Genomic DNA, 21,757 nt, shown 5'->3' with positions numbered 1-21,757 from the left:
GATCGATTCCGGGGCAAGCAAGCTGGCGGAGGAGATAGAATGACGGCTGAGCCGGGACATCCATCGGGAGGGGATATCTTTCGACAGGGAGACCAGGCATACGAGCTCGAAGAGCGCATCGCGGTCGGTGGATTCTCACGGGTCTATCGAGCCAGGGCGCTCGACACGGACGAACACGTCGTGGTGAAGTATCCCAGGCCACGTCACTCCGGTCTCGACAGCGAGGTCTATCTCGACCGTGAACTTCGCGCGTTGCGAACCGTGGCTGCGGCGGGGGGCCATCCATCGTTACTTGGATACCGTGACCACTTCACGGCGGACGGGACCACGTTCATCGTCGTCGACTACATCGAAGGCGAGACGCTGGATGACACGCCGTACATAGGCGATGAAGAAACGATACGAACGTTCGGGGTGAAGCTTGCTTCCGGCGTCGCGGCCCTCCATCGGTTCGGGCTGATATATCGGGATATGAAGCCCGATAACATCATCGTGACAGATGACGGGGCACCGATGCTCGTCGACTTCAACACAGTACGATGCCGGTTCCAGTGTTCGGAGTGTGGGGCGTCTGTCACCCAGGACGCTGCCACAGAACCCACCTGTCACGAGTGCGGGCACGCCCCTGGGCCGATTACGATGGTCGGCGATGCGGACAAGAACCGCTGTAAGGCACCGGAACAAGAGAACCCGGCTCTCGCTCCTGGTCCGTGGACCGACGTCTATGGGCTTGGGAAGATTCTCTTCCTGCTCGTCTGCGGATTCATCACGCAGGCACCTGGGGAGGATCCGCGTGAGCAACCCGAGATACAGTGTTCGTCGTCGCTGGCCGAGATAATACTCCGCGCGACGGCGGCCGATCCGGCCGAACGGTACGAACACGCTGGAGCGTTGGGACAGGCGTTGGCGGCGAACGACCCGCGTCCCCCTGCGGCGACAGCAGTCATCCGCGAGCTGGAATCCGACACCACGTACGAGGTCTCGGATGGGGATTCGATTGGTCGGGTGGGTGGTTCGGCCGTCACCGTCCCATCTCCCCCCTCTGATACAGGAGTCTCCCGCCAGCATGCGCGCTTCGTTCGTGAAGGGGGCCCCTGGTTCCTCGAAGACACCAGCCTCAACGGAACGTTGTTGGACCGTAACGACGAACAACATCTGCTGCTAAGTGCTCGGGGACAGCAGGCCCATGACATAGAGCGAGCGGTTCCGACACGTCGGATGTTGCTAGCGGGTGACCAGATATACCCGGGTACCGACGCATCTCGTGGTGGGTTCCGGTTCGAGGGGGACCACTGGACAAAAGGTTAAAACATCGGAAAAACAACTGTTTCCTATGCGCTACTCGACCCAGGTCGACATCGGGCAGGTGAAAGAGCGCCAGGGGGGCGTCAACGAGGACAGCGTGGCGTCACTGCTGTTCGACGAGACACATCGTGACAGACGGCGGCAATCGGTCGGTGCCTTCGTCCTGGCCGATGGTGCGGGCGGGCACGATGCGGGTGACATCGCCTCCTATCTGGCGACGACGATCATTCCCGAGGAACTCTCAGACCTCGTCGTACAGCTTGGGCGCGGCGGGAATCCCATCCTGAAGGACCTGGGACTCGATAGCTCGGAGCTTCCGAATCCACCGGAGGAGGAGGCGATTCGGGATGCTATCAGGGACGCGGTCGCGATGGCCGATGACCGGATTCAAGATCTGACGGACGATGCCAAGACGACCGTCGTCGTCGGTGTCTACGCCCGAGGAAGTCTTCATCTCGGGTGGGTGGGAGATAGCAGAGCATATGTCATCAACCAGAGCAGGGAATCTATCGAACAGGTCACGCGCGATCATTCTGTCGTCGAACACTACGTCGAGGAAGAGTCTCTGTCCCCGACGGTCGCTCGAGTCCATGACGACAACAACGTCATCACACGTGCGGTCGGCGGGAGCACCGTGGAGGTCGAGACGAACTCCGTCCCGATATTCGGGGATGACATCATCCTGTTCGCCAGCGATGGGCTCATCGACGCGTACGACCGGTCGAGTCAACTCTATCAGAAGTACCTCAGGGAACGGGACGAAGAGGAAGCGATCATCGCGGAGATTCGTGAATCGGTGGTCACAGATGACGAGATTGCAGCCCGTGTTCTCGAAAGCGAGACGCTCGATGTCGCTGCAGAACGCCTGGTGAACCTCGCAGTGAACCGGGGTGGCTCCGACAACATCTCGACGCTCCTGTTCACGGACCCCGGACAGGAGACTATGGTACAGGCAGGGCGAGAGGACCTCGTCCGAACGTACGAACGTTCCGAGGAGACCGAACGGGACCTGGAGTCTGGAGAGACGATCGCCGATGGGTCCTGACACCGTCGACGACACTCCCACTGGCCGAGAACCGTGAACGAACAGAGCGATATCAGGGCCGTGGTCGCGAGGGTGCTTCTTGCACTTCTCATCGCCATCACGACCATCGAGGGTGTTCGACGAGTCCTCTCACCAGACCTGATATCTCACTCCGCCATACTGGCCGTGGTCGGTCTGTACTCTGGATTCGAGTTGCTCGCCATGCTCTGGCCGACCGCAGGTGGTCGTATCAGGACCGGGCTCGGACTCCTCGTTCTGGTCGCCGCTGGAGGTACCATCTACCTCTACCAGTTGCACAGCACCCTCGTGTTCGTCGTGACGCTCGGATCGATAGTGACCCTCGATTACCTCCCAATCGAAGCGGGCGTCGGTCGTCTATCCGGTGCCTTCAGGAGTCCGTTCACCCTGAGTGAGGACGATCCTTTCGGCGAAGAGAGCCACAGGGGATCGGAGGGTCAACTGGAGACAGTGTTACATCGACCGAATGAGGACCCCCCGGCCAAAGAGAGGGCTACCGGCGATGGTGCAGTGTGCTCAGATTGTGGTGCCTCGTTGGACCAGCTGATGGCCTGCACATATTGCCCGGCCTGTGGTGTAGAGATCGAAGATGGTGTCGAGTCTGGCCAGTGACCCCGTTGTTCACCGTGTGCTGAAACTCACTGGTCACGTTCTTGGACCCATCCACAGTTCGGACAGACACGGGTCTCTGCCGCGGGAAGTGGTTGTCGACAGCGCGTGCAGAGCGTGTCATCGGCATGGTCACCTCCCGAACCAGGAGATTGCTCACCCGTGAATATCATATCGGGTCCCTCATCCGACGTGGTATCGCCATCACGGGCCGGCGACGACACGACGTTCTCCCCGTCCCCAACGTCGCTCACGATGCGGTCGTCCGGACCGATGACCGAGATGCCACCCGCGTCGATGGAGTCCACTGCATCGAAGATATCGCTCGCGCTGATGACACTGTCTGCGGAATCGGATCGGAAGACCATTCCCTCGTCCACCTTGCCACTTCCGTCGACTATCTCCGTGCCGAGAACGTCTCCGAACGCCTCTGCCAGAGCGTCAGAGAGCGTCACACCCTCGTGGGCCCCGATACGGGTCGGGTCACTCGGCGTCTGCTCGAGTTCTGCCGGGAGGAACTCTGCTGGTGTCTCCCGGGTCATGACGAAGTCGTGGAGTCTCGAGAGGACAGAGTCCACCTCCGGATCTGCGGTCTGGCCACCGATAGCAGACGCGGTCAATCGTTCGAGCGACTCGAGGTCCAGCGTCGAGTCGGCGAGGTTGGCGGCCCAGAGGACATCCTCCAGCGATCGAGTGCTATGTGCACGAATCTTGGTGTCGAGCCATGCCGCGACCTTCGCTCCTTTGCTGTAGGGAACGTACGGGGTGGACCACGAGTGCGGCTGCCCCAGAACAGCGTCTGCACAGCGGTCCCCGTTGACGAGTGCGTAGTACGGGCGCTCACCGATATCACCACGGACGAAGGAGTGGTAGGTGGCCAGATAAACCGCGGTCGCCTCGACGAGCCACCGGGTCTGGGATGTCGTCTCGAAGTTCTGGCGTGTATGGACGTACTCGTGGAGCCAGGTGGTGTTCGGAGAGTCGAGACGAGCGGTATCACGAACCCAGAACCCATTGGCTCCGGCCTGTAGACCGCCGGGACCCCAGTTCACTGGGCGTGTCGGGGCGGCGATGGCGACGACCTCACGGTCGGCCTCACCGACACGGAGAGCGCTACCCACGGTAGCCATCGCATCCAGGATGTCACGCGGGTTCTCCTGCAGTTCTGCTGACTCTGGAACGACCAGTCTCAATAGCTGCTCTCCGTCCGTGTGACGATGTTCCTCGTGCGGTCCCAGATAGACCAACGCCCCATCCGAACTTGACACTCCATCTCCGCTGACGGTGACCGACCGCTGGTAGTCCGGCTGTTCACCGACGAAGCGCCATCGACTGAGGACACTGGGTGCTTCGACGATGGCCCACGCGCCCGTGTCGACATGCGCCGAGACGAATCCCGCACGTCCATCGGCGACCTCGACACGCATCGTCGCAGTTGGAGAGGTCTGGTTGCCGTTCCACCGGAGTTGCTGTCTGCCATCGGTCCTGAACCCGTCGGCCTCGGTAACTGTCGTCTGCGGGGGGCAGCCGATTGTCAGTCCCCGCAGATTCGATGGGATATCGAACCGAATCTCGGCGCGAAATACACCTGCGCGGTTCTCGATTCTGTCGAGTGTCAGCTGTTGGGACATCTGTTCAGCCATCGAACGAACCCCCTCGCCCCCACACGCAACCCGCGAACATACGTGTCAATCTATATGGAGATATATGAATCCTTGCCTGAGTGTCCTGAGGGAGAAGCATGGGATGAGCGCTGAAGATCGGTTTTACCAACAAGGTCGTGATTTCCATCCTTTTGTTGGTTAACTCTTGGAGCCATGACCCACGAATACGCTGTAAGAACCGGGTGTCGGCGATTGCTGACAGAGTAGCTGAATCGTTTCCTGCAGGCCGATTCGGTGCGTCCCCCAGAATCTTCCGACATCGAGGGGGCGGGTCAGCATCTCCTCTGTCACCAACCATCTAATCGACGAATTCGTAACCGGCCGAGTCTCCATCCCAGGGCAGGAACAATCAGTGTATAACGCAGGAACCACGCCCAGGTATATTACACTGGAAATACGTTTGTCGTGACAGGATGGTGGCAACCAGAGGGGGGAAGTGGCTGTGGTCGGGGCCGATGTTGCTCGGAGCATCCGCGGTCCTCGATATCGTGGCACGGCTGCCTGAGGACCTTATCGCTCCGCTACTCTCGATAACCGGTGGGCTCTTCGGCGGCACCTCCGTTAGCTTCCTGACGACGTGGGTGATGTTCGGCGTGGCGTTCTACACCTTCGGCCACCTCCCGTACAGGTATCTGCATGTTCGACCCCGGGATGACCCGCTTTTCAGGGTTCTCTACGCTGTCGGGGCCGTCATCCTCGGAATCGGCCTTCAGGTGATAGAGGCTGCCGGGACCCTCGTCAGCATCATCTTACCCGGGACGGTCATCGGAGGTGGGTCACTGTTGTTGTTCCTGATGGTGGCTCACGATTGGCGACCGCTGAACCCTGATGGGCGGGTGGTCGATGTGCTGGCCGTGTTCGCGTTGGAAACAAAGGAAGAGGTCAGAGACGAGATTACCTCGGACCTGGCGTACGACGGTCTCCTCGGATATACCGCGACGACGTTCTATCTGCTTGCTGTGATGTTCGTGCTGGGGATCCCGATGTTCCTGGGAGCGCTCGGGGTCCAGACGCTCGTGTACGCGTTTCCCGTCCCTGACGTGCTGTTTCTCGCCTGGGCAAGTGCGGTGCGTTTCATCCCCGAGAGCACTCTTCGGAAGGACAGGGACCGGCTGTTGGAACTCGATTTCGACATCGAGCGGTTTCTCATCTCGACGGTGAGGAACGCGACGAGAGGCACCCAGGGAGCGTTCTCGACCATGTACTGCTTCATGGGCCTGTTCCTCACCGCGGGCTATCTTCTGGTCGCTGTGAATCTCACACCTGCCGTGTCGGGCATGATAGGGACCGCGCTCGGAGCCTCCACCGGGGCGCTGTCGCTGGATGCGATGGTCATCATCTGGGACTGGATAGGGGTGTTGGTCCTGCTGTTCTTCGCAGGATGTCACGGACTCTGGGTCTGGCTCCGCGAGGTCCAGCGGCTTCCGTATTTCCTCGAGACCTGGGAGGGACGGGCGGTTCCGGCCGTCTCTCGACCGGCACCGAGGGTGCGGGGGTTCGTCGCGTTCCCGATTCTCGCCCTTCTTTCCTCGGCAACCTTCGTGACGTTTCTGGACAGTACGCGATGGGTGTTTGCAATCGTCTGGCCCGCAATCGTCATCGGCGGTCTCGTGTCGGTGAAGTACACGTTGCAAGAGCCGCTGCAGCAGGTCGGCGATGAGAACCTGTGGATCACGTCGGGGCTGATACTTCAGATGGTGACGCTATGGAGCGCGACGGAGCTGAAATCGCTGATTAGGGCGGTCGTGGGGGAGGGAGGACTACTGGACATGGTCGGATTACCGGTCACCGTCACCGTGTTGCTGCTAGTCGTGGCGAGTATCCCGCACATCGAGCGATACGAGCAAAGGTTCGATGATATCCGGAGGTACAGCCTGGTATTCCTGCTAGTGACCATCGGGGCGGCTTCGTCGGTAGCCACCTGGTTCGTCCCCGAGAGCTATCGGATCTTCTCGGTCTCGTTCAGCATCATCGGACTCGGAGCGGGAGGCCTGCTTGGATTCGCCCGGTACCACGACCTGTGAACTTGGGTCGAACTATCGCGGTGTCTCACACCGGTCGGATCGCCGGTCGGTGAGAACTCCTCCACGGGAGAAGAAGGTTGCAGAAAGCATGATAACAGGCGATGAATAGATATCCGCCGGAACCCGGCTGCCAGTACCGATGACACCCAAGAGTGGACGACATGGAACAGTCTTCGAGGAGATGGGGCGACTGTAGCCTGGGTTCTCGGTGCTGCTTCACAGTTCGAGAGGTTCCTCGTCGTATGTCTGTGCGATTTCCACCCAGAGTCGCCCGTATCTCCTGAACCGACCCGTGGCCGAAATTATTTGTCACAGGAATAGAAATATGGCCAGTATGAGACAGAAGCTCATGGGGTTAGTGTCTCTTCACGTTCTCGTGGGGATATTGCTTAGCCTCTGCGGATTGGCGGTGCTCCTATTCCTGCAGTGATGTGCTTCGAACCCTGACCGTTGGTCGGGACCGACAGTGTCCGACATACATGGTCGTTGGTCTCGAGGTCTGGTATCACTGTATATTCTCTCACAGCGGAGGACGTCGATAAACAGTTCAGACCAACCGGGATATCGACCGTCGAATCAGGCAGAGTTCACGGGAACGAGGTGGTAAGCGATGGCGTCGGTGACATCCTACTGCAGGTTGTCCGTCGACTCTTGGTTGGTCTCGTCGTACGAGAGGACGTAGACGGTCTCGTACACCTCGAGAATCGAATCGTCGATGTGGTACGCCCGTTCCTCGGTGAGCTGCAGGTCCGACCCATCCTCCACTCGGATGAACGTCGCCTCCATATGAACTCCGTCGTGCTTGGTCGGCGCGATAGCGCCACCGGTGTCGGGTGCACTGCCTGCGGTCACCGGCTCCGGCCTGTCGAGGTGCCGGCCATCGTCGGTCTCGTATAGAATCTCGAGGATGTGGCCTGGCAGACGGAGTTCCTGGAGGTTGGCTGTCACAGTCCAATTTAGAACTGCAAATCAATAAATTCCCGAATTCGAATTCCTATATTTATACTTTTTCTGTCTCAATCTTGTTGTTGGGCCGACTACGATTCACAAGGTCATGTGCGTGCTCGGAGATTATATCGAGCACCTGTTCGGTGTTATATGTGTTTTCAGTTGAAAGACGCTCGGCATATATATTTCCCAGTACCATTTCGCCCCTGTCGAGGTCATAGAACTGGCCCTTGTACGAAGCACCCCCTATTATTTCGTCGCTCATCGTCTGGCTCATATCGATGAGACCCTCATAGTTCTCTGGAAGCCCAGAATCGTCGACAGCTCTCAGGTTGAAAAGTATCTTAACGGTTTGGTTGTTGACCCAGATGGTATCTGATGACCACGACCCGCGCTCCTTGATGATGTCACCGTCCTCGACGACGAACGCTCTTGCATTGGGAATCGAGATCGACTCTGGTTCGTGTCGAATATAAAAATGGCCTACAATTTTTATTGGTTCTTCTTCCTCGCCATAAGCGGTCAACCCGTAAATCCACCACCCATTGCTGTAGTTCGACTCTGGGATTCTGGGCCAGAGTAACTTCTTATAGATTAAAACTGAAACCCATGCCAACCCGACCAAGATGACCGGAGGGAATATATCAACAAATACATGATAAAGGGGTGACCCGGGTTTAGCTCCAAAAGCTTGCACCCACTCGGCGAAGAATCCGGGTAGGTTCAGCTGCCAAACAATAGTCGCTGACAACAAGAAGAAAATCCAGTCGATTACGCCCGGGGTCGAGATATAATCTGAGTCCATATCGGTCAACTCACTCGATGAATATCCGCTGGTTCTTCTTTACTGATTCATTGGCTGCACCCGCTATCTTCACTGCCTGGATCGCGTCTTCGAGTGAGGTTCTCGGTGACTCCCCTTCCCGTATGCAATCGACGAACTCGACCATCTGATTCTCCCACGCGTCACCTGTGCATCTCCAGAGTTCCGATGAATCCGTATCAGTCCAGAAATCGATTCGCTCCTGAGATTTGCCTGATGATTCTCTCGAATCCACGTCCTTCGACGGTCCTTCGAAGCCGATTGTGCTATCTGAATAGTTCATCACTCCCTGGCTCCCAACCGCTTCGAACTGTGTAACAAACGGTCGATTCTCGGGTTGAGCCCAAGATGCTTCGACCGTACAGGTGACGCCATCGTGGGTCTCCAAAAGAACCGTCCCATGTTGTTTGTCTTCTTCCACAGCTTTCGAGCCAACAACAGAACGAATACCTCCGACAGCCCAATTGATGAAATCGATATCATGGATTGCCAGATCTAAAAACACACCACCACTTTTGCCTGAATCAGCGAACCAGTCTCTGGAGCCCCAGTCCGGGAATGATGATAGGCGGCGAGTATGAACCGATAACAGTTCCCCGATTTCTTTATTCTCTAGTTGTTGTTTGAGTGTCAGATATGGTTCCTGATACCGGAGGATATGTCCTGGCAGAAAAACGGATTCCGTCTTTTCAAGTTGCCAAACTAATGACCGAAGGCGTTCTGCATCCCGTACGATAGGCTTTTCACAAAGAATGTGAAGATTGTTTTGAATCGCTATCTGAATCTGCTCTGCGTGTAGATGGGTCGGGGTGCAGATGAGGACTGCATCTAGGTCATCGCGACCACACATTTCAGCGTGGTCGGTGTATGAGTCTGCAGAAAGCTTGAATGCAGAGATCGTGTCCTCTGGACCACTTGGTGATGCGACCGCAGCCACCGTACAGTCTTCAACAGCATCGATTGCATCTAAATGTGCTTCTGCAGCACGCCCGGCCCCCGTTATTCCCATCTGCAGCACATTCAGGTATTCTAATCAATAGTATTTATAACATTTGCTGGCTCGAAGGCCGGAACTCGACTCTGGGAGCCTTCGAGAGAGGTCTCATTAGGTGGTCGAGTATTGTTGAGTAGAACAGGGGCCCGAATACGGTTTGGATACCCCTTGGTTAGACACGGATAGAAATATAAGAAATATTGAACGGTGGAGAAGATTCGGCGGCACTTTTTCGAAGCCAAATTCTGTTTCTAAAGGGATTTCGATTGAATCTTGTTGACATCAGCCTTCCTAGCTCTCTCATTCTGACACCAACATGCCCGGAATAATCGATAACCTAACCGTCTAAATTTCTGATACTGATAACTTCCATTGAACTGATTTCCAACCTATAGATGAACAAGGTATAACGTGACAGTGTTCCGCTCGGAGAGGCTCCCGGGCCGAGAGCACAGCCATCGAGCCACCATTGAAGTAAATATTATTTGATATATCTTGGTTGCTAGGTGCAGAATAATATGCGTGCCGGCTGTCGGCTTTCCGTGGCTTTGACGAGGCTACAGTAAACCTGGCTCACTGCTCAGGAGGTGATGTGAATGATTACCGACTATTATGTATTTTCGGCAGGCTAGTTTCTAGTCTACCGAGACCATTGATAACACCGGTGAGACAAGAGGGAGACACGACCTTTCACAGATACAGAACCGCTCGAGAGATGGACCTGGATAGCCTCCGTTCCGTGGTCTCACAACCATGGAACATGTTGGCCGTTCTCGCCGGTAACAGCCTCGGGTGGCAGGTCGTCGTCGAGTTCATATCGGGGGTGACAACTGCCTTCGTCGACCCGTTGTGGTTCGTCGGGACTATCTCGCAATGGCTGCTGTACTTCTATGTCACAAGTGAGGTGGCTCTAGAGGGTGTCCTGGCCGAACCTCCGGACTGGATACGCGACGAGCAATCCGCTCTGTCCCCCTCGATAGCGGAGTATCCGGCGGCCCGGATTCTCGTAGGGTTCTTCTCGACCCTCCTCGGAGCACTGCTTGGAACCGCCTTCCCTCCGGACGTATTCATCTACATACGAGACGTTCCAGCATCGGTCGGATCTTCGCTCGGGATCGCTTCGGTCGCAGAGGTCGGCGTTCTGCTGATCGGAACCGTCGGGGTTTCGGTGGTTGTATTCGTGTTGATTCTCGCTCGTGACGTAGGCTGGTTTCGACTCGCTCCTGCTACACAAGCGGCCGTGTGGGCGCAATCAGGCAGGTTGGATGCCGGTACGCTCTCACTATATATCACTGAAGCCGACATTCCGGGGTGGCAAGGTGAGGCAGCGCAGGTGGCGGCGCTGTTCAATATCAGTGTTCGATTGTCTCTCCTGTGTGTGGTTTTCGGACTCACCGCTATCATCGGGGTCGTGCTGTTTCCACTTCCTGAGATGGCTATTCTGGGGCTTACTGCGTATATAGCAATAACCGGGAAAGAGAATACGACAGAGAGGGAGTTCTTTGCTGTCGGGAGTCGACTCCGATCTCTGACCCGGTACTGTCTACGAAGCCGGAAGGGAGGGGCGGTTCTTGGGGCGATCATCCTGGGAACGGCGATGGCTGCCGTCCTCGTCTTTGCGAATACACTTCTCGGGCTCACCATCCTGCACCACGAACTCCAGCAGGCATGGGCCCAGAGAACTCTTTCCAGCCGGTCGTGGGGGTTCTATCGCACCTTGGGCTTCGTTGGTGGGGTCGTGACTCAAATGCTCGTAGGTCCGTACACGCTGTGGTTCTGGCTGCGAGAGATGTATCGGGTCCCTCAGTATCTCCAAGAATGGGAAAGAGAACACAGAGGAACTGTTCCACTGGACACGCAGGATGCGGACTTGCCATCGCCTGTCGCTCGACCCAGGGGAGGTCTCGTCGTTCCGATGAGTCTGTTACTGTTCTTGTCCCTGACCGCCGCGTCTGGTTCTAGTTTCGATCACCACCCGTTCTCTGCGATGGTATACACGACTGGCTCGGGGGCGCTTCTGTATCTCTTCTATGCTACTAGAGCGGTGGAGGAGAAGGACATACGATCTGCTGACGACGAAGGTAAGGTCATCCTGAGTGCCGTAGCCCTCCAATTTGTCGCATTCGTCACCTGGATTTCCGTTGGGAGGATGTCTCTCGAATCCGCTGTCGTCATCATGTTTTTAATTGTTCCGGCACTCGTACTCGGATTCTATCTCCCCGAGATCTCGCTGGGAGCTCGCCACGGACACAGCAAACATCTCATCTGGGTCGGTGTGTTCGCCATGTTGCTGATTCTGGGGAGTCTCGAAGCGCTCTTCGTATCCCCGATCGCCTGGCTTCTGGTGGTACTTGGACTCGTTGGCCTGCTGCTGGTACTGCTTGATTGGCTGATCGAGGGAGGGACTAGCTAGTTCCGTAGTCGCTGCGCTCGGTCTGTCGGTAGATGGAATCCATGTGAGGTCTATGGTTTGATCACGACCGTCCCGACCTCGATGTCGACCTGATTACCGGCCGTGAGATTGAGGCGGTCGCGGACCGGCCTCGGAATCGTCATCCTGCCCTTCGTGTCGATTCGAGGTTCGCCGTGGTCCGAGCTCATCGTCCTGATTCCCGCGACAGCGGCGACGATCACGGCCATCGGTGCCAGAGCCTGTTCCGGCGTGGATTTTATACCGACCGCCGGGGAACCCTGTGCCATCCACAGGTGACGGGGGAGAACGCATGCCGAAGGACGTGATATCGGCCGCCGACACGGATACCGTTCGCACCGAGCAATTGACCGTCGAACGTCTGCGGGGACGCACATCGATTGTCCTCGGGGCGCCTTACATCGGGAAGACAGAACGACTCCGGACACTGGCCACGGAAACCGACGCGGTCACGTTCTGCGGGGATCTTGACGAGGCTGCCACTGCACGCTCGGATGCTCTCGTCATCCTCGACGACTTCTACGATGCGTTCCTCCGGGCCACGCCGGACGAGCGAGCGGCCCTTCCGGACCTCCTCGACCGAACGGGGGGAATCTGTCTCTCGACCCGCCCCCGGTCGCTGGACTGGCTCCTCGAACAGGAACGCAGCGGTCAGAACCCGGATGGTGGACTCGACGAGGAGTACCTCGAATCGGTCGAGCAGCTCCTGCTCATCGAGTACGACCCCACCGAGGATACGACCGCCGTCGTCGACGCGATCCGCTCGCTCGACGACGACCTCGACGGGTTCACCATATCCAACGAACTCGACCGACTCGAGTATCCGAGCTATACGTTCGACAGCGAGCCACTCGCATCTGCGGTCGACAGCTACGGACCGACCGTCGTCCCCTGGCTCGTGGGCTACCTCTCGATCGCGGCTTCGTCGAACGGGTCCATCCTGTCCGTGGACGGCGCGGTCGATGCCGTCCGTGAGTTCGGGGAGAACTTCAGCCTGAGCCGCCTCATCAACGACGTCCAGGATTCGGCGTCGGAGCTCCTCTCGGCCGACGGGCTCCACCTCACCGGGCTCTCGTTGATGGGGACCGTCCCGGTGGCCGGTGCGGGTGCCCTCGCCGTCTGGCTCCTCCTCAGAGATGACGAGCCCCCTACTGGCGACATCTTCGACCGGATCCTCGAGGAGGAGCTCGACCCACTCGCAGCAGAGCGGATCGAGGCACAGCTGGGGCTGCCGCCGAAGACGCTGGAGAACCTCGAGACACTCACCAGCAGCGGGAACCTCCACCGGCTCCAGTGTGTCTGCGAGGAGTTCCCCGAGTTGCGAGCGGACGTCACGGAGTCGTTTGCGGCACATGAAGAGACGCTCGCGCGACTCGAGCGCTCGCTGGCCGACCTCGAAGCACGTGTCGGTTCGATCTCCGAGCGGACGGCCCTCGTCTCGGAGAGTCTCGGACGCGCCGTCGACGACATCGACCGCCTCGACCGCCGCGTCCGCGAGGACGAGTCGCGGATACTGCAGCTGGAGATCGACGACGTATCCCGCGTTCTCGAGACGTACGTGGGGGACGAACCCGACGAGATCCTCGATGCGGTCGACGAACACGACCTGATCTTGCTGCGTGGCCCCCACGGGACCGGGAAGACGACGGCGGCCCTTCGAGCGTGCAGGGAACTCCGCGATCGTGGACACGAGGTCAGACTCCCGAACTTCGAAGCGGAGTCGGTGAGTCTCGTCCGCCATGGTCTTCGGGCGACGCAGGAGCAACCGATAGTGTTCACCAGCTATCGGGTCGGCACCGCCGCATTCCGCCAGCCGGTCCGACTGAAGAACCTCCTCGACTGGCTCGGTGAAGGGACGTGCGGGACCGTCATCGTCGAGTGTCGCGAGGACTTCTACGAGGAGCTCCTGGATGCAAAGCGGACGCTCGGTCTCGGCCCCACCGAAGAGGCCCGCTGGTCGGCCCGTGCAGAGATCGAGTTCGACCGGTTCGACGACGAGGCGGGTGGGTCGACCGATGGGCGGCGGCCGGTCATCGAGCGGATCTCGGGATGGGTGCTCGACGAACTCGACCATCAGGGCGACCGTGAGGCGGTGATCCGGGAGGCCACGGAGCTGGCTCAGGGGAATCCGGAGATCGCCAAGATAGCCACCCGGTTCGCCGTCCTCGAGGACAGACCGCTCTCCGACGTCGACTCGCCACACGACCTGATCTGGAGCGATGTCGAACCGCTGTTCGGAGAGGACGTGATGACGGTCGAGGGGATACCGGTCGGGAAGGCCGTGTTCGGTCCGCTCTGTGCCCTCCGGGAGACGACGACCGACGAGTTGCTCGCCGTGACCGGGCCCGCCGTGGATGCGGGCCATCTGGCCAGGAGCGTCGGTCCGCTCTCGGGCTATCTACGTGGAGATGTAGTCGATGGAACCGGCAACGACGGGGTCGGCGGGGAGACACCATCACTGGCAGGTGACGAGACCTGGGAGGTCACACCAGATATCTACGCGGAGGTGGTGTTCCGTGAACAGGCGCTCCGGAACGGTGATCTCGGGACCTATCTCACCAGAGCACGGGCAGCAGGATCTACGGGAAGCTACCTGCGGCTCTCGCTGAGTCTGGCCCTGGCGTACCTGGCAGCCGAACGGTGGGACCAGCAGGGAATCCAGCCGCGAGTCGCGCAACAGAGCGGGGTGCTACTCGATTCTCTGCATGAAGGGCTCTCCAGCGGGGACCTGCACGACAGACTCGGCGACGAGGTGTTCTTCAGTGCCGTTCGTGGATTTGCCATCGGTCGGCTCCCCATCGAGTCGACGCTCATCGAAGCTGGTGCGAGTCGGCTCAAGAGGGGTGTCGGTATCGAAGCCGAGCGCTCCGGCATTCCGGGTGACGTCGTGCTCGCGAACATCCTCGGGCTTCTCGCTGTCAACCACATCGAGGCAGACGACCACGAGGAGGCCACCGCGGTGTTCGAGGTCGGCCAGACACTGTGGGATCGGCGCGATGCGGGGTTCATCGCTACCGAGTTGGAGTTCGATGTCCGACTCGTCGCGACTGCCGTCCTCCGGCTTGCCGACAGGCGTGGGCTGGACGAGATACTGGCCGTGTTCGAGGAGGTCCTGTCGACGGTCCCCGAGACACTGCTATCGGATTCGCAGATCACCGACCTGGAGATGCGGAACACGGTACTTACAGCTCTGATATCGGCGCTGGAACAGCGCCGCGACGACCCCGATATCCAGGACCACGTTCGGCGGCTTTTCGAGGGCATCTCATCGGACGGGAGTCCGATGGACCACACGACCCGGCTGACCCACGCCGCCAGCGGCACCTTGGGTATGGTAGCGACGCGACCGAGTATCGAGCGGAGCACCGAGGACGCCCGAGGGTGGGTCGATACCGTCTGGGACGCGGCTCGAGCGGCCGCCGGAGACGACCTCAGGGAGACCGAATTCGACGAGCACGGACTCGGGAACGCGGTCGGCTACATCATCGCTGAAACCATCAGGACGCGGACGGCGGCCACGGTCGAGATACGGCCCGAGCCCTGGATTGATGCCACCCTGGAGGCGGCGGTCGACCGCGAACCACCGAACGCGGAGGGGATAATCTATCTGGTCAACGTCTGCACGAACGCGGTCGGGAGGTTCGTCGACCTGTCGTCGCCGGACGATGCCGGACACTGGGTCGCCTATCTCGTCGACACGCTGCGGCGCGTGCGGGAGTTCGAGTCGGACCGAGCCGAGGGCGCCCTCTTCGCCAACCTCTATGCGACACTGCTGAAGCTGTTGTACCTGCGGATGGAGCAGGGAGGAGAGGAACGGGATGAGGCAATTCTGGCAGCGTTCGACCCCAGCGACGTGGACCAGTACTCTGCCTGGTTCGACCATCTCGGCCGTCGTGTGGTCGCCGACTCGGCGTCGGCATACCACACGTCCGAGTTCCTCTACAACTCCATGGGGGGAGCGATCGCAAAGACCGCGGAGGATACCACGGTCGCCGAGGCAAGCGATCTGCCCGACCGGATGCTATCGCTCCTGCGTGCATCGCTGGCCGAATCCGAGGTCGTCGACGTAGCCCCCGACGAGGCGGTCGTCTATACATACGTCTCGGCCTTCCAGATGATCGAGCGCAAGGACAACGCCGGGCGGGACTGGATCGCCCACCTCGCGAGTCGGGCTGCCGCAACCCAGGATGAACACGGCCGATTGCGCGATATCGTGGGCGGCGGTATCGATGCTCTCGCCGAACGCCCGGGGCCGGAGAGCCCACTCACCCAGGCGATTCTGGAGCAGACGGAAGCCGACCTCTCGCTGGCCGACATCGGGCAGGTCTACGCGGGGCTGCTCGACCAGCTGGATGCCGGCGACACCGGTCGTTCCGGTGTTGTCTGGTGTGTCACCGAGTTCCTCGAGCGGACCGGGATGGACGGGTCGTTCGAGGCCACCGACGTGCCCGACGAGTGGATCGATGCCTGCGGTGCGGTGTTCGCCGCGGCGGTGGACCGTATCTGGCTCCGAGCTGACTTCGACCATCCAGCCTTCGACAGCCTTCGCGACGAGGTCGGTCGCATCAGGGAACAGGACGCCGAGACGGCCGAAGCGGTCGTCGAGGCGACGGCGACGACACTCGAGGACACCCACGACAATCTCATCGCAGCTCTCGACTGGCGCGAGACGGTCGCCCAGTAGCGCTCCAATGCCCGGTTGGCCGGTCGCGAGCGACGCGGATGGCACGAGCGGCGAGCAGGGCGGCACGTACGTATACACCTGTCCAGCGGGTTACGACCCCTGGGGAGCAACCTACGGTTCTGGCGGACGCAGGAAGGGGAGGCCGTCTCTGCCACCGGAAGACTTCGAACGTGTTGCGTCGAGAAGGCAGGGCACGGACTGTTTGTTCACTGGAAATTAATTTTCAACGCAACATTAAATACACAGCGTCAAAATGAGATATCCAATGGCGTTGGACCGTTATCGACAATTGCTCTGGCAGGAATACAATCAAAAGCCGATTCGGCGGGGGGTGAAGGTCTTGCTTTTGCTGGTTCTCTTCGTTGGGACAGTACTGAGCATCATTGTTCCGTCCTACATATCGATAGAGCAAAACATCCTGTACGTGGTCGTGTTGCTGTTCGTTTTGCTGGAACTCTTAGAAACCAAGATGCATTCGATCACCAGACTGTTAACGTCCTCAACATCTGTCTTCCCGACCACGACCGACGGATATGAGAATCTGGCCAACCGCGAACTGAGCAATCTCGAGTCGAGAACAGCATACATGCTGAATTATGGGGGCGGATCCGACTCGACGTCGACGGCGATCAGGTCGGCGAAAGAGAAACAGCTTGAAACCTACCTCCTCCTCAAATATCCTGATAAAGACCATATCATCAACGAAGAGCAGGTGAATTCCGTCTGCAACGCGATTGTGAACTTCCACCGGTATCATCATGAGTGGGATGGACTGAATATCCGGTTTTATAAGAACCAGGCCTCGATAAACGGGATAAAGTACGGCGATGCAGTGCTCGGGCTCGGCTGGTACACCTTCGCCGACTACGATCATCGACCGAGTCCGATGTCGGGTCACCTCAACCCCACCATCGTTACAGAACGGGATTCGATGTACGACTTTGCGCTCCTCAACAGGTGGTACATGGACGTCTTCCAGGCGATCTGGAGCAACGCTACCACACTTGAAGAACTACTCGAAGGAGAAGACACGCCAGCCGAATTAGAACGGTGGCAGAACCGGATGAAGATGGAGGACCGAGACGTTCAGGAATGGGTCAGACGGGTTAGTTCGGACCAGCCCGAGGACATCCACGAACTCTTCCCGAATTATGATTTATTCAAGCAGATAGCAGAATACTCCGAATCGACAATGAAGTAAAGTACCGGGTCGTATCGACCCGCTCAGGTTTGCCGGTGAAATAACTACAGCATCTCTCTAAAGCTCTCGTGAATCTGGCCATTGGTCGCCACGATCGAATCGTCGATGATCTTCCGGTGGTCGTCGTCACCTGCTAAATTTGTGACTTTGCCTCCGGCCTCTTCGACCAGTAATATCCCTGCGGCGACATCCCACTTTCCGAGTGATATCGAGCAATGACCGTCGAAGACACCAGCAGCAGTCAACGCCATGGACAGAACCGCGGATCCGGTCTTTCGAAAACCGTGTGAGGAAGTGTGTATCTCCCGGAGTGTGTCAAAGATCTCCTTCTCAGAAAATTCCTCATTTGACCAGCTAGCAGCTAGCAGGGACTGCGCCATGCGTTCGGTGTCGGAGACACCGATTGGGTCTCCATTGAGCCTCGCACCACCGTCCCTGACAGCAGTGTACATGTCCTTCGAGATCGGGTTGTGGATGGCGCTGACTTTGACACCTTGCTCGTCTAGTAACGCGATTCCGACACAGAACTGTGAAAAGCCGTGTTGATAATTTACCGTTCCGTCGATCGGGTCGACGACCCAGACATGCTCCGGGGGCAGCTCGAGAGCTGGATTGGATTCCTCTGAGATAACCGTGTGCTGTGGGAAACGCTCGTTGATAACAGATTTGATCGCCTCTTCCGACCTGTAATCTGCCTCTGTTACGATCTCGTTCCCCTCCTTGTATTCGAATGAGGATACGTCTCCGAATCGGGCACGCTGTACCTCTGCAGCGTTTAAAGCCGCCTCCTTCGCCACTTCCAGGTATTTAGTATCCATTACTGTCTGGGCACGGAACGATATCCTTCCTCTCGTCATATAACGGCTCCGTTGTCTCGCATACACGTTTGACTGAGCCACTTCACCCGTTCACAAGACAAAATGAGAGAACGATGTCGCGAAGGGCGACCGGGCGGGCTCCGGGTTGCCCTGCAGTGCATGCGAGAACAGCCAGTGATTGCGATGAGCGGTACTATTTTATCCACTTACACGGTTACCTCTACCATGTCCAACGTGTATTCTATCTGGCTGATTCCAGACGAGGGGTCGCCGGAATATAAAGCACTTGACCAGACGATTGGAGAATACGCTGAAAAGTATCCCGACGCCCCAGATTTCCGGCCGCATATCACGGTTCTCGGAGGGATCGAAGTGGAGCGCGATGTAATCGAATCAAAAGCCCGGGAACTCACAGACAGCCAAACTCCGTTCGAGGTCGAGTTCATGAGTCTGTCATGTTCGACGACGACCTACCAGTGCGTCTTCCTCCTCGCGAATCCATCGATCGAGTTACTATCATTAAATCAGCGTGCTGTCGAGGAGTTAGGACAGGAGAACAGTATGTATGTTCCCCATCTGAGCCTGGTATACAGCGATATGCCCCTCCAGGAGCGACTAGATGCGGTCCATTCGGTCGATAGTGAGTCGCTACCGAACAGCATACAGATTTCGACGGTCGAAGTTGTCGATACAGGCGGTGATGTACCCGATTGGGAACCCGTAGCTGAGTACCAGCTCTGAGTCTCGCATCCCGTCCAGTCCCCGATACTTCGGTAACATTCAGGCACCAACTCGTTCGGTCTCGCCAACCCGCCCCGAACGGTCTACCGAGTCGATCTGAAGACGCGTACCACAGTGGAGTAGGCAGAGTCGGTCGGCACGCTTTACCGGTACCACCCAGAAGCGGGAGTGATGAGCAAGATCCGCCCCGACGAACTGGACGCCAGGATCGATAGTGAACAACCCCTCGTCCTCGACATCCGCCCCCGAGATGCCTACCAGAATGGGAACATCGACGGGAGCGAGAACCTTCCCGTATACGAGGCCCTTCGTTCGGGTGACACTGACGCCCTCCGGGAACGTCTCGACGGTATCCCCAGAGACCGCCAGGTGGTGACCGTCTGTAAGATGGGCATCGTTGCAAAGCGAGCGACCAGCGTCCTCGACGACGAGGGGTACGAGGCGACCACGCTCGCCGGTGGGATGAGTGGCTGGCGTGGCTACCAGGGTGACACGTTGGGGTATAAGGTTCGATCATTGCTCTGGCGTTTGTTTTGAGGCCCGGTTCTGGGAAAGCAGGTCTCGACACGCTGAACGATTCACGCAGAGGTGCTGCAACTGAACACCACCGGCACCAGTAGATCAGGCTGCTCAGAACCGTCGGGAATGAGATTGAAGGAAGCGTGCGTACACGTTATTCCCCGTATGCAACGCCCCACTGCACTCTTCCGCCCTGTGGAGCGATACGCCGATGCACTCTCGCCCAGGGCCCACGCTGGCGTCGCCGTCGTCTCGTTCTGTACCTTCGTCGGCGTGATCGCCCTGGGGTTCGTCCCGGTGACACGCCGCATCGAGACGTCCGGCTACACCACCACGGACCTGCAGGAGACGACGACCCGGGCGGAGGTCGACACGATACTGCGGGCCCTCGAGCCGGTCATGGACTCCGTGGTGCTGCTCTCGGTCCTCGATTACGTCTTCATCGTCGCGGGCTTCTTCCTGTTCTTCTCGCTCCATTCGCTCGTCCTGCACGTGCTGGCGCCCCGCGGACGACTGGCACTGGTCCCGAAGATCGGGATGGTGTTGACGGTCTTCTCGCGACTCCTCGATTCGCTGGAGAACCTCTGGGTCATCCTGATGTACACCAACCCCGAGGACTACGCGACCGTCCTCATCGGCCTCGTGAACGTCTCCGAGACGCTGAAGTGGACGTTCGTCAGGGTGGAGTATCCGACGCTCGGCATCGCCATCGTGCTCGCACTGCTGGCACGCTTCACCGCGGTGTTCGACGGGCGCACAGAGGGATCATAGTCGCATCACAGACCCCGACGATGTTTCGTCGGCCCCGCCCGTGACTCGTTCGTACCCGGTCTCCAGGACGAGCAGACCGGCCTACGCGATACTGTAGGACCGCCCGCGTTTCTCGCCGTGGCTCGTGATGAGGCCGTAGTGGTCGAGCTTCTTGAGGTGGTACCGCATCGTGCGTTTGGCCTTCGGGTCCTCGAGGCGTTCGACGTATCTCTCGTAGAGGTCGCCCGACGATATCTCGCCCGCTTCCTCGATGATGTCGTAGAGGGCGTGCTGGTGGTCGGTGAGGCGCTCCAGCGTGTTCTGTCGGACCTCTTCCTTGCCGGCGGGGACGGCTTCCTCGATGATGCTCCGCGTGATCTCGTCCGTGCCCTGCTGGTCTGCCCGGCGGGCGGCCGACCGGAGGATGCCGATACCGACCCGTGCGTCCCCGGCCGCACTATCGGCAATCAACCTGAGCTCTCGGTTGCCGATACTGTCCTCGGTGAGTCCCCAGCGCGCCCTGGCTTCGAGGATGGCGACCAGTTCCTCCATGTGGTACTTGTCGAACTGGATGCGAACGCAGCTCTGCAGGCGGCTCACGAGCCGGTCCTCGAGCTGTGAGAAGAGCTCCTCCTCGCGGTTGGCGACGAGGACCATGGTTATCTTGTGGGCCTGGTAGAGGTCGTAGAGCACCTTCGAGTCCTGGAGCTGGTCGACCTCGTCGAGGATGATGACGTACTGCGGGCCGTCGTAGTCGTGCAGTCGTGCGGAGAGTTCGTCCTTGGGGGTGGACTGACGCTGGACGTCCACGGTCTCGTTGATTCCTTCGAGGATTCGGTAGAGGACGCGGTACCGGGAGTAGTCCTGCCAGCAGTTGACGTACTGGGTGTTGATGTCGAGGACGTTCTCGCGGAGCTTCTCGACGGTGTACTTCGCGATACAGGTCTTGCCGGCGCCGCTGGGGCCGTACAGCAGGGCGGTCTCGCCGGACTGCCCGTCCATGATCGGCTTGAGCGCGTTCGAGAGGTGGTTCACCTCGGCGTTGCGATGCTCGACCTCCTGCGGGATGAACTCGGGCTGGAGGACGCGGGCGTCGGCGATCATCAGGTAGGTGTGTGCAGGGCAGGACAATAAACGGAACCGTGGTGTTGCCGATATTGCCGATACTCGCTATAGCGCCGGT

General features: G+C 58.9%; 17 protein-coding genes. 10 read left to right on the top strand and 7 right to left on the bottom strand.

Annotated features, from left to right (window positions below):
- Window positions 1–39: 39 nt before the first annotated feature.
- From NOV86_RS18730 to NOV86_RS18720, 3 genes are read left to right on the top strand one after another with little or no spacing between them, the layout of a single operon-like run.
- Window positions 40–1,308, top strand: a complete 1,269-nt coding sequence (locus NOV86_RS18730) for an FHA domain-containing serine/threonine-protein kinase (protein WP_267643313.1) — start codon at window positions 40–42, stop codon at window positions 1,306–1,308.
- A gap of 25 nt (window positions 1,309–1,333) precedes the next feature.
- On the top strand, window positions 1,334–2,350 hold the full coding sequence (locus tag NOV86_RS18725) for a PP2C family protein-serine/threonine phosphatase (protein WP_267643312.1): 1,017 nt from the start codon (window positions 1,334–1,336) through the stop codon (window positions 2,348–2,350).
- Between the two features lie 33 nt (window positions 2,351–2,383).
- On the top strand, window positions 2,384–2,980 hold the full coding sequence (locus tag NOV86_RS18720; RefSeq protein WP_267643310.1) for a hypothetical protein: 597 nt from the start codon (window positions 2,384–2,386) through the stop codon (window positions 2,978–2,980).
- Window positions 2,981–3,006: 26 nt separating this feature from the next.
- On the opposite strand, the gene NOV86_RS18715 is transcribed toward NOV86_RS18720, so the two are convergent.
- Entirely contained in the window at window positions 3,007–4,620 is a 1,614-nt protein-coding gene (locus NOV86_RS18715) for a hypothetical protein (RefSeq protein ID WP_267643309.1), read from the bottom strand.
- A 476-nt stretch (window positions 4,621–5,096) separates the two neighbouring features.
- On the opposite strand from NOV86_RS18715, the gene NOV86_RS18710 reads away from it, so the two are divergent.
- On the top strand, window positions 5,097–6,665 hold the full coding sequence (locus tag NOV86_RS18710) for a hypothetical protein (RefSeq protein WP_267643308.1): 1,569 nt from the start codon (window positions 5,097–5,099) through the stop codon (window positions 6,663–6,665).
- A 627-nt stretch (window positions 6,666–7,292) separates the two neighbouring features.
- Here NOV86_RS18710 and NOV86_RS18705 read toward each other — a convergent pair.
- The 3 genes from NOV86_RS18705 to NOV86_RS18695 are packed head-to-tail and all read right to left on the bottom strand — an operon-like array spanning window position 7,293 to window position 9,445.
- The gene (locus tag NOV86_RS18705) at window positions 7,293–7,613 is read right to left on the bottom strand and encodes a hypothetical protein (protein WP_267643306.1); all 321 of its coding nucleotides are present in this window, start codon (window positions 7,611–7,613) and stop codon (window positions 7,293–7,295) included.
- A 52-nt stretch (window positions 7,614–7,665) separates the two neighbouring features.
- The gene (locus NOV86_RS18700) at window positions 7,666–8,418 is read right to left on the bottom strand and encodes a hypothetical protein (RefSeq protein WP_267643304.1); all 753 of its coding nucleotides are present in this window, start codon (window positions 8,416–8,418) and stop codon (window positions 7,666–7,668) included.
- A gap of 10 nt (window positions 8,419–8,428) precedes the next feature.
- Window positions 8,429–9,445, bottom strand: a complete 1,017-nt coding sequence (locus tag NOV86_RS18695; protein ID WP_267643303.1) for a Gfo/Idh/MocA family protein — start codon at window positions 9,443–9,445, stop codon at window positions 8,429–8,431.
- Window positions 9,446–10,145: 700 nt separating this feature from the next.
- On the opposite strand from NOV86_RS18695, the gene NOV86_RS18690 reads away from it, so the two are divergent.
- Window positions 10,146–11,843 (top strand): hypothetical protein, encoded by a 1,698-nt coding sequence (locus tag NOV86_RS18690; protein WP_267643302.1) that lies wholly within the window; start codon window positions 10,146–10,148, stop codon window positions 11,841–11,843.
- Between the two features lie 50 nt (window positions 11,844–11,893).
- Here the strand turns inward: NOV86_RS18690 and NOV86_RS18685 are convergent, their stop codons facing one another.
- Window positions 11,894–12,070 (bottom strand): AbrB/MazE/SpoVT family DNA-binding domain-containing protein, encoded by a 177-nt coding sequence (locus tag NOV86_RS18685; RefSeq protein WP_267643300.1) that lies wholly within the window; start codon window positions 12,068–12,070, stop codon window positions 11,894–11,896.
- A gap of 83 nt (window positions 12,071–12,153) precedes the next feature.
- On the opposite strand from NOV86_RS18685, the gene NOV86_RS18680 reads away from it, so the two are divergent.
- On the top strand, window positions 12,154–16,545 hold the full coding sequence (locus NOV86_RS18680) for a hypothetical protein (protein ID WP_267643298.1): 4,392 nt from the start codon (window positions 12,154–12,156) through the stop codon (window positions 16,543–16,545).
- Between the two features lie 265 nt (window positions 16,546–16,810).
- Window positions 16,811–17,746 (top strand): hypothetical protein, encoded by a 936-nt coding sequence (locus tag NOV86_RS18675; protein ID WP_267643297.1) that lies wholly within the window; start codon window positions 16,811–16,813, stop codon window positions 17,744–17,746.
- Between the two features lie 44 nt (window positions 17,747–17,790).
- Here NOV86_RS18675 and NOV86_RS18670 read toward each other — a convergent pair whose 3' ends face one another.
- Complete coding sequence (locus tag NOV86_RS18670; RefSeq protein WP_267643296.1) at window positions 17,791–18,603, bottom strand: inositol monophosphatase family protein; 813 nt, start codon at window positions 18,601–18,603, stop codon at window positions 17,791–17,793.
- Window positions 18,604–18,789: 186 nt separating this feature from the next.
- On the opposite strand from NOV86_RS18670, the gene NOV86_RS18665 reads away from it, so the two are divergent.
- The 3 genes from NOV86_RS18665 (at window position 18,790) to NOV86_RS18655 (ending at window position 20,595) form a co-directional block, all read left to right on the top strand.
- Window positions 18,790–19,305 carry a 2'-5' RNA ligase family protein gene (locus NOV86_RS18665; protein ID WP_267643295.1) on the top strand — a complete coding sequence of 172 codons (516 nt, stop codon included), beginning with the start codon at window positions 18,790–18,792 and terminating at the stop codon, window positions 19,303–19,305.
- A 171-nt stretch (window positions 19,306–19,476) separates the two neighbouring features.
- Complete coding sequence (locus NOV86_RS18660; RefSeq protein WP_267643293.1) at window positions 19,477–19,842, top strand: rhodanese-like domain-containing protein; 366 nt, start codon at window positions 19,477–19,479, stop codon at window positions 19,840–19,842.
- Window positions 19,843–19,989: 147 nt separating this feature from the next.
- Complete coding sequence (locus NOV86_RS18655; RefSeq protein ID WP_267643292.1) at window positions 19,990–20,595, top strand: hypothetical protein; 606 nt, start codon at window positions 19,990–19,992, stop codon at window positions 20,593–20,595.
- A gap of 81 nt (window positions 20,596–20,676) precedes the next feature.
- On the opposite strand, the gene NOV86_RS18650 is transcribed toward NOV86_RS18655, so the two are convergent.
- Window positions 20,677–21,678 carry a Cdc6/Cdc18 family protein gene (locus NOV86_RS18650; RefSeq protein WP_267643290.1) on the bottom strand — a complete coding sequence of 334 codons (1,002 nt, stop codon included), beginning with the start codon at window positions 21,676–21,678 and terminating at the stop codon, window positions 20,677–20,679.
- Window positions 21,679–21,757 lie beyond the last annotated feature (79 nt).

This window comes from Haloarchaeobius amylolyticus, from assembly GCF_026616195.1.
In the GTDB taxonomy this organism is placed as follows: Archaea; Halobacteriota; Halobacteria; order Halobacteriales; family Natrialbaceae; genus Haloarchaeobius; species Haloarchaeobius amylolyticus.
The sequence above is the reverse complement of the archived record's forward strand: the minus strand, read 5'-3'. Positions and strand labels throughout refer to the sequence as shown.

Coding starts and splice junctions, on each gene's coding strand:
- NOV86_RS18730 (WP_267643313.1), top strand. CDS start 40: ATGACGGCTGAGCCGGGACATCCATCGGGAGGGGATATCTTTCGACAG.
- NOV86_RS18725 (WP_267643312.1), top strand. CDS start 1,334: ATGCGCTACTCGACCCAGGTCGACATCGGGCAGGTGAAAGAGCGCCAG.
- NOV86_RS18715 (WP_267643309.1), bottom strand. CDS start 4,620: ATGGCTGAACAGATGTCCCAACAGCTGACACTCGACAGAATCGAGAAC.
- NOV86_RS18710 (WP_267643308.1), top strand. CDS start 5,097: ATGTTGCTCGGAGCATCCGCGGTCCTCGATATCGTGGCACGGCTGCCT.
- NOV86_RS18700 (WP_267643304.1), bottom strand. CDS start 8,418: ATGGACTCAGATTATATCTCGACCCCGGGCGTAATCGACTGGATTTTC.
- NOV86_RS18695 (WP_267643303.1), bottom strand. CDS start 9,445: ATGGGAATAACGGGGGCCGGGCGTGCTGCAGAAGCACATTTAGATGCA.
- NOV86_RS18690 (WP_267643302.1), top strand. CDS start 10,146: ATGGACCTGGATAGCCTCCGTTCCGTGGTCTCACAACCATGGAACATG.
- NOV86_RS18685 (WP_267643300.1), bottom strand. CDS start 12,070: ATGGCCGTGATCGTCGCCGCTGTCGCGGGAATCAGGACGATGAGCTCG.
- NOV86_RS18680 (WP_267643298.1), top strand. CDS start 12,154: ATGCCGAAGGACGTGATATCGGCCGCCGACACGGATACCGTTCGCACC.
- NOV86_RS18675 (WP_267643297.1), top strand. CDS start 16,811: ATGGCGTTGGACCGTTATCGACAATTGCTCTGGCAGGAATACAATCAA.
- NOV86_RS18670 (WP_267643296.1), bottom strand. CDS start 18,603: ATGACGAGAGGAAGGATATCGTTCCGTGCCCAGACAGTAATGGATACT.
- NOV86_RS18665 (WP_267643295.1), top strand. CDS start 18,790: ATGTCCAACGTGTATTCTATCTGGCTGATTCCAGACGAGGGGTCGCCG.
- NOV86_RS18660 (WP_267643293.1), top strand. CDS start 19,477: ATGAGCAAGATCCGCCCCGACGAACTGGACGCCAGGATCGATAGTGAA.
- NOV86_RS18655 (WP_267643292.1), top strand. CDS start 19,990: ATGCAACGCCCCACTGCACTCTTCCGCCCTGTGGAGCGATACGCCGAT.
- NOV86_RS18650 (WP_267643290.1), bottom strand. CDS start 21,678: ATGATCGCCGACGCCCGCGTCCTCCAGCCCGAGTTCATCCCGCAGGAG.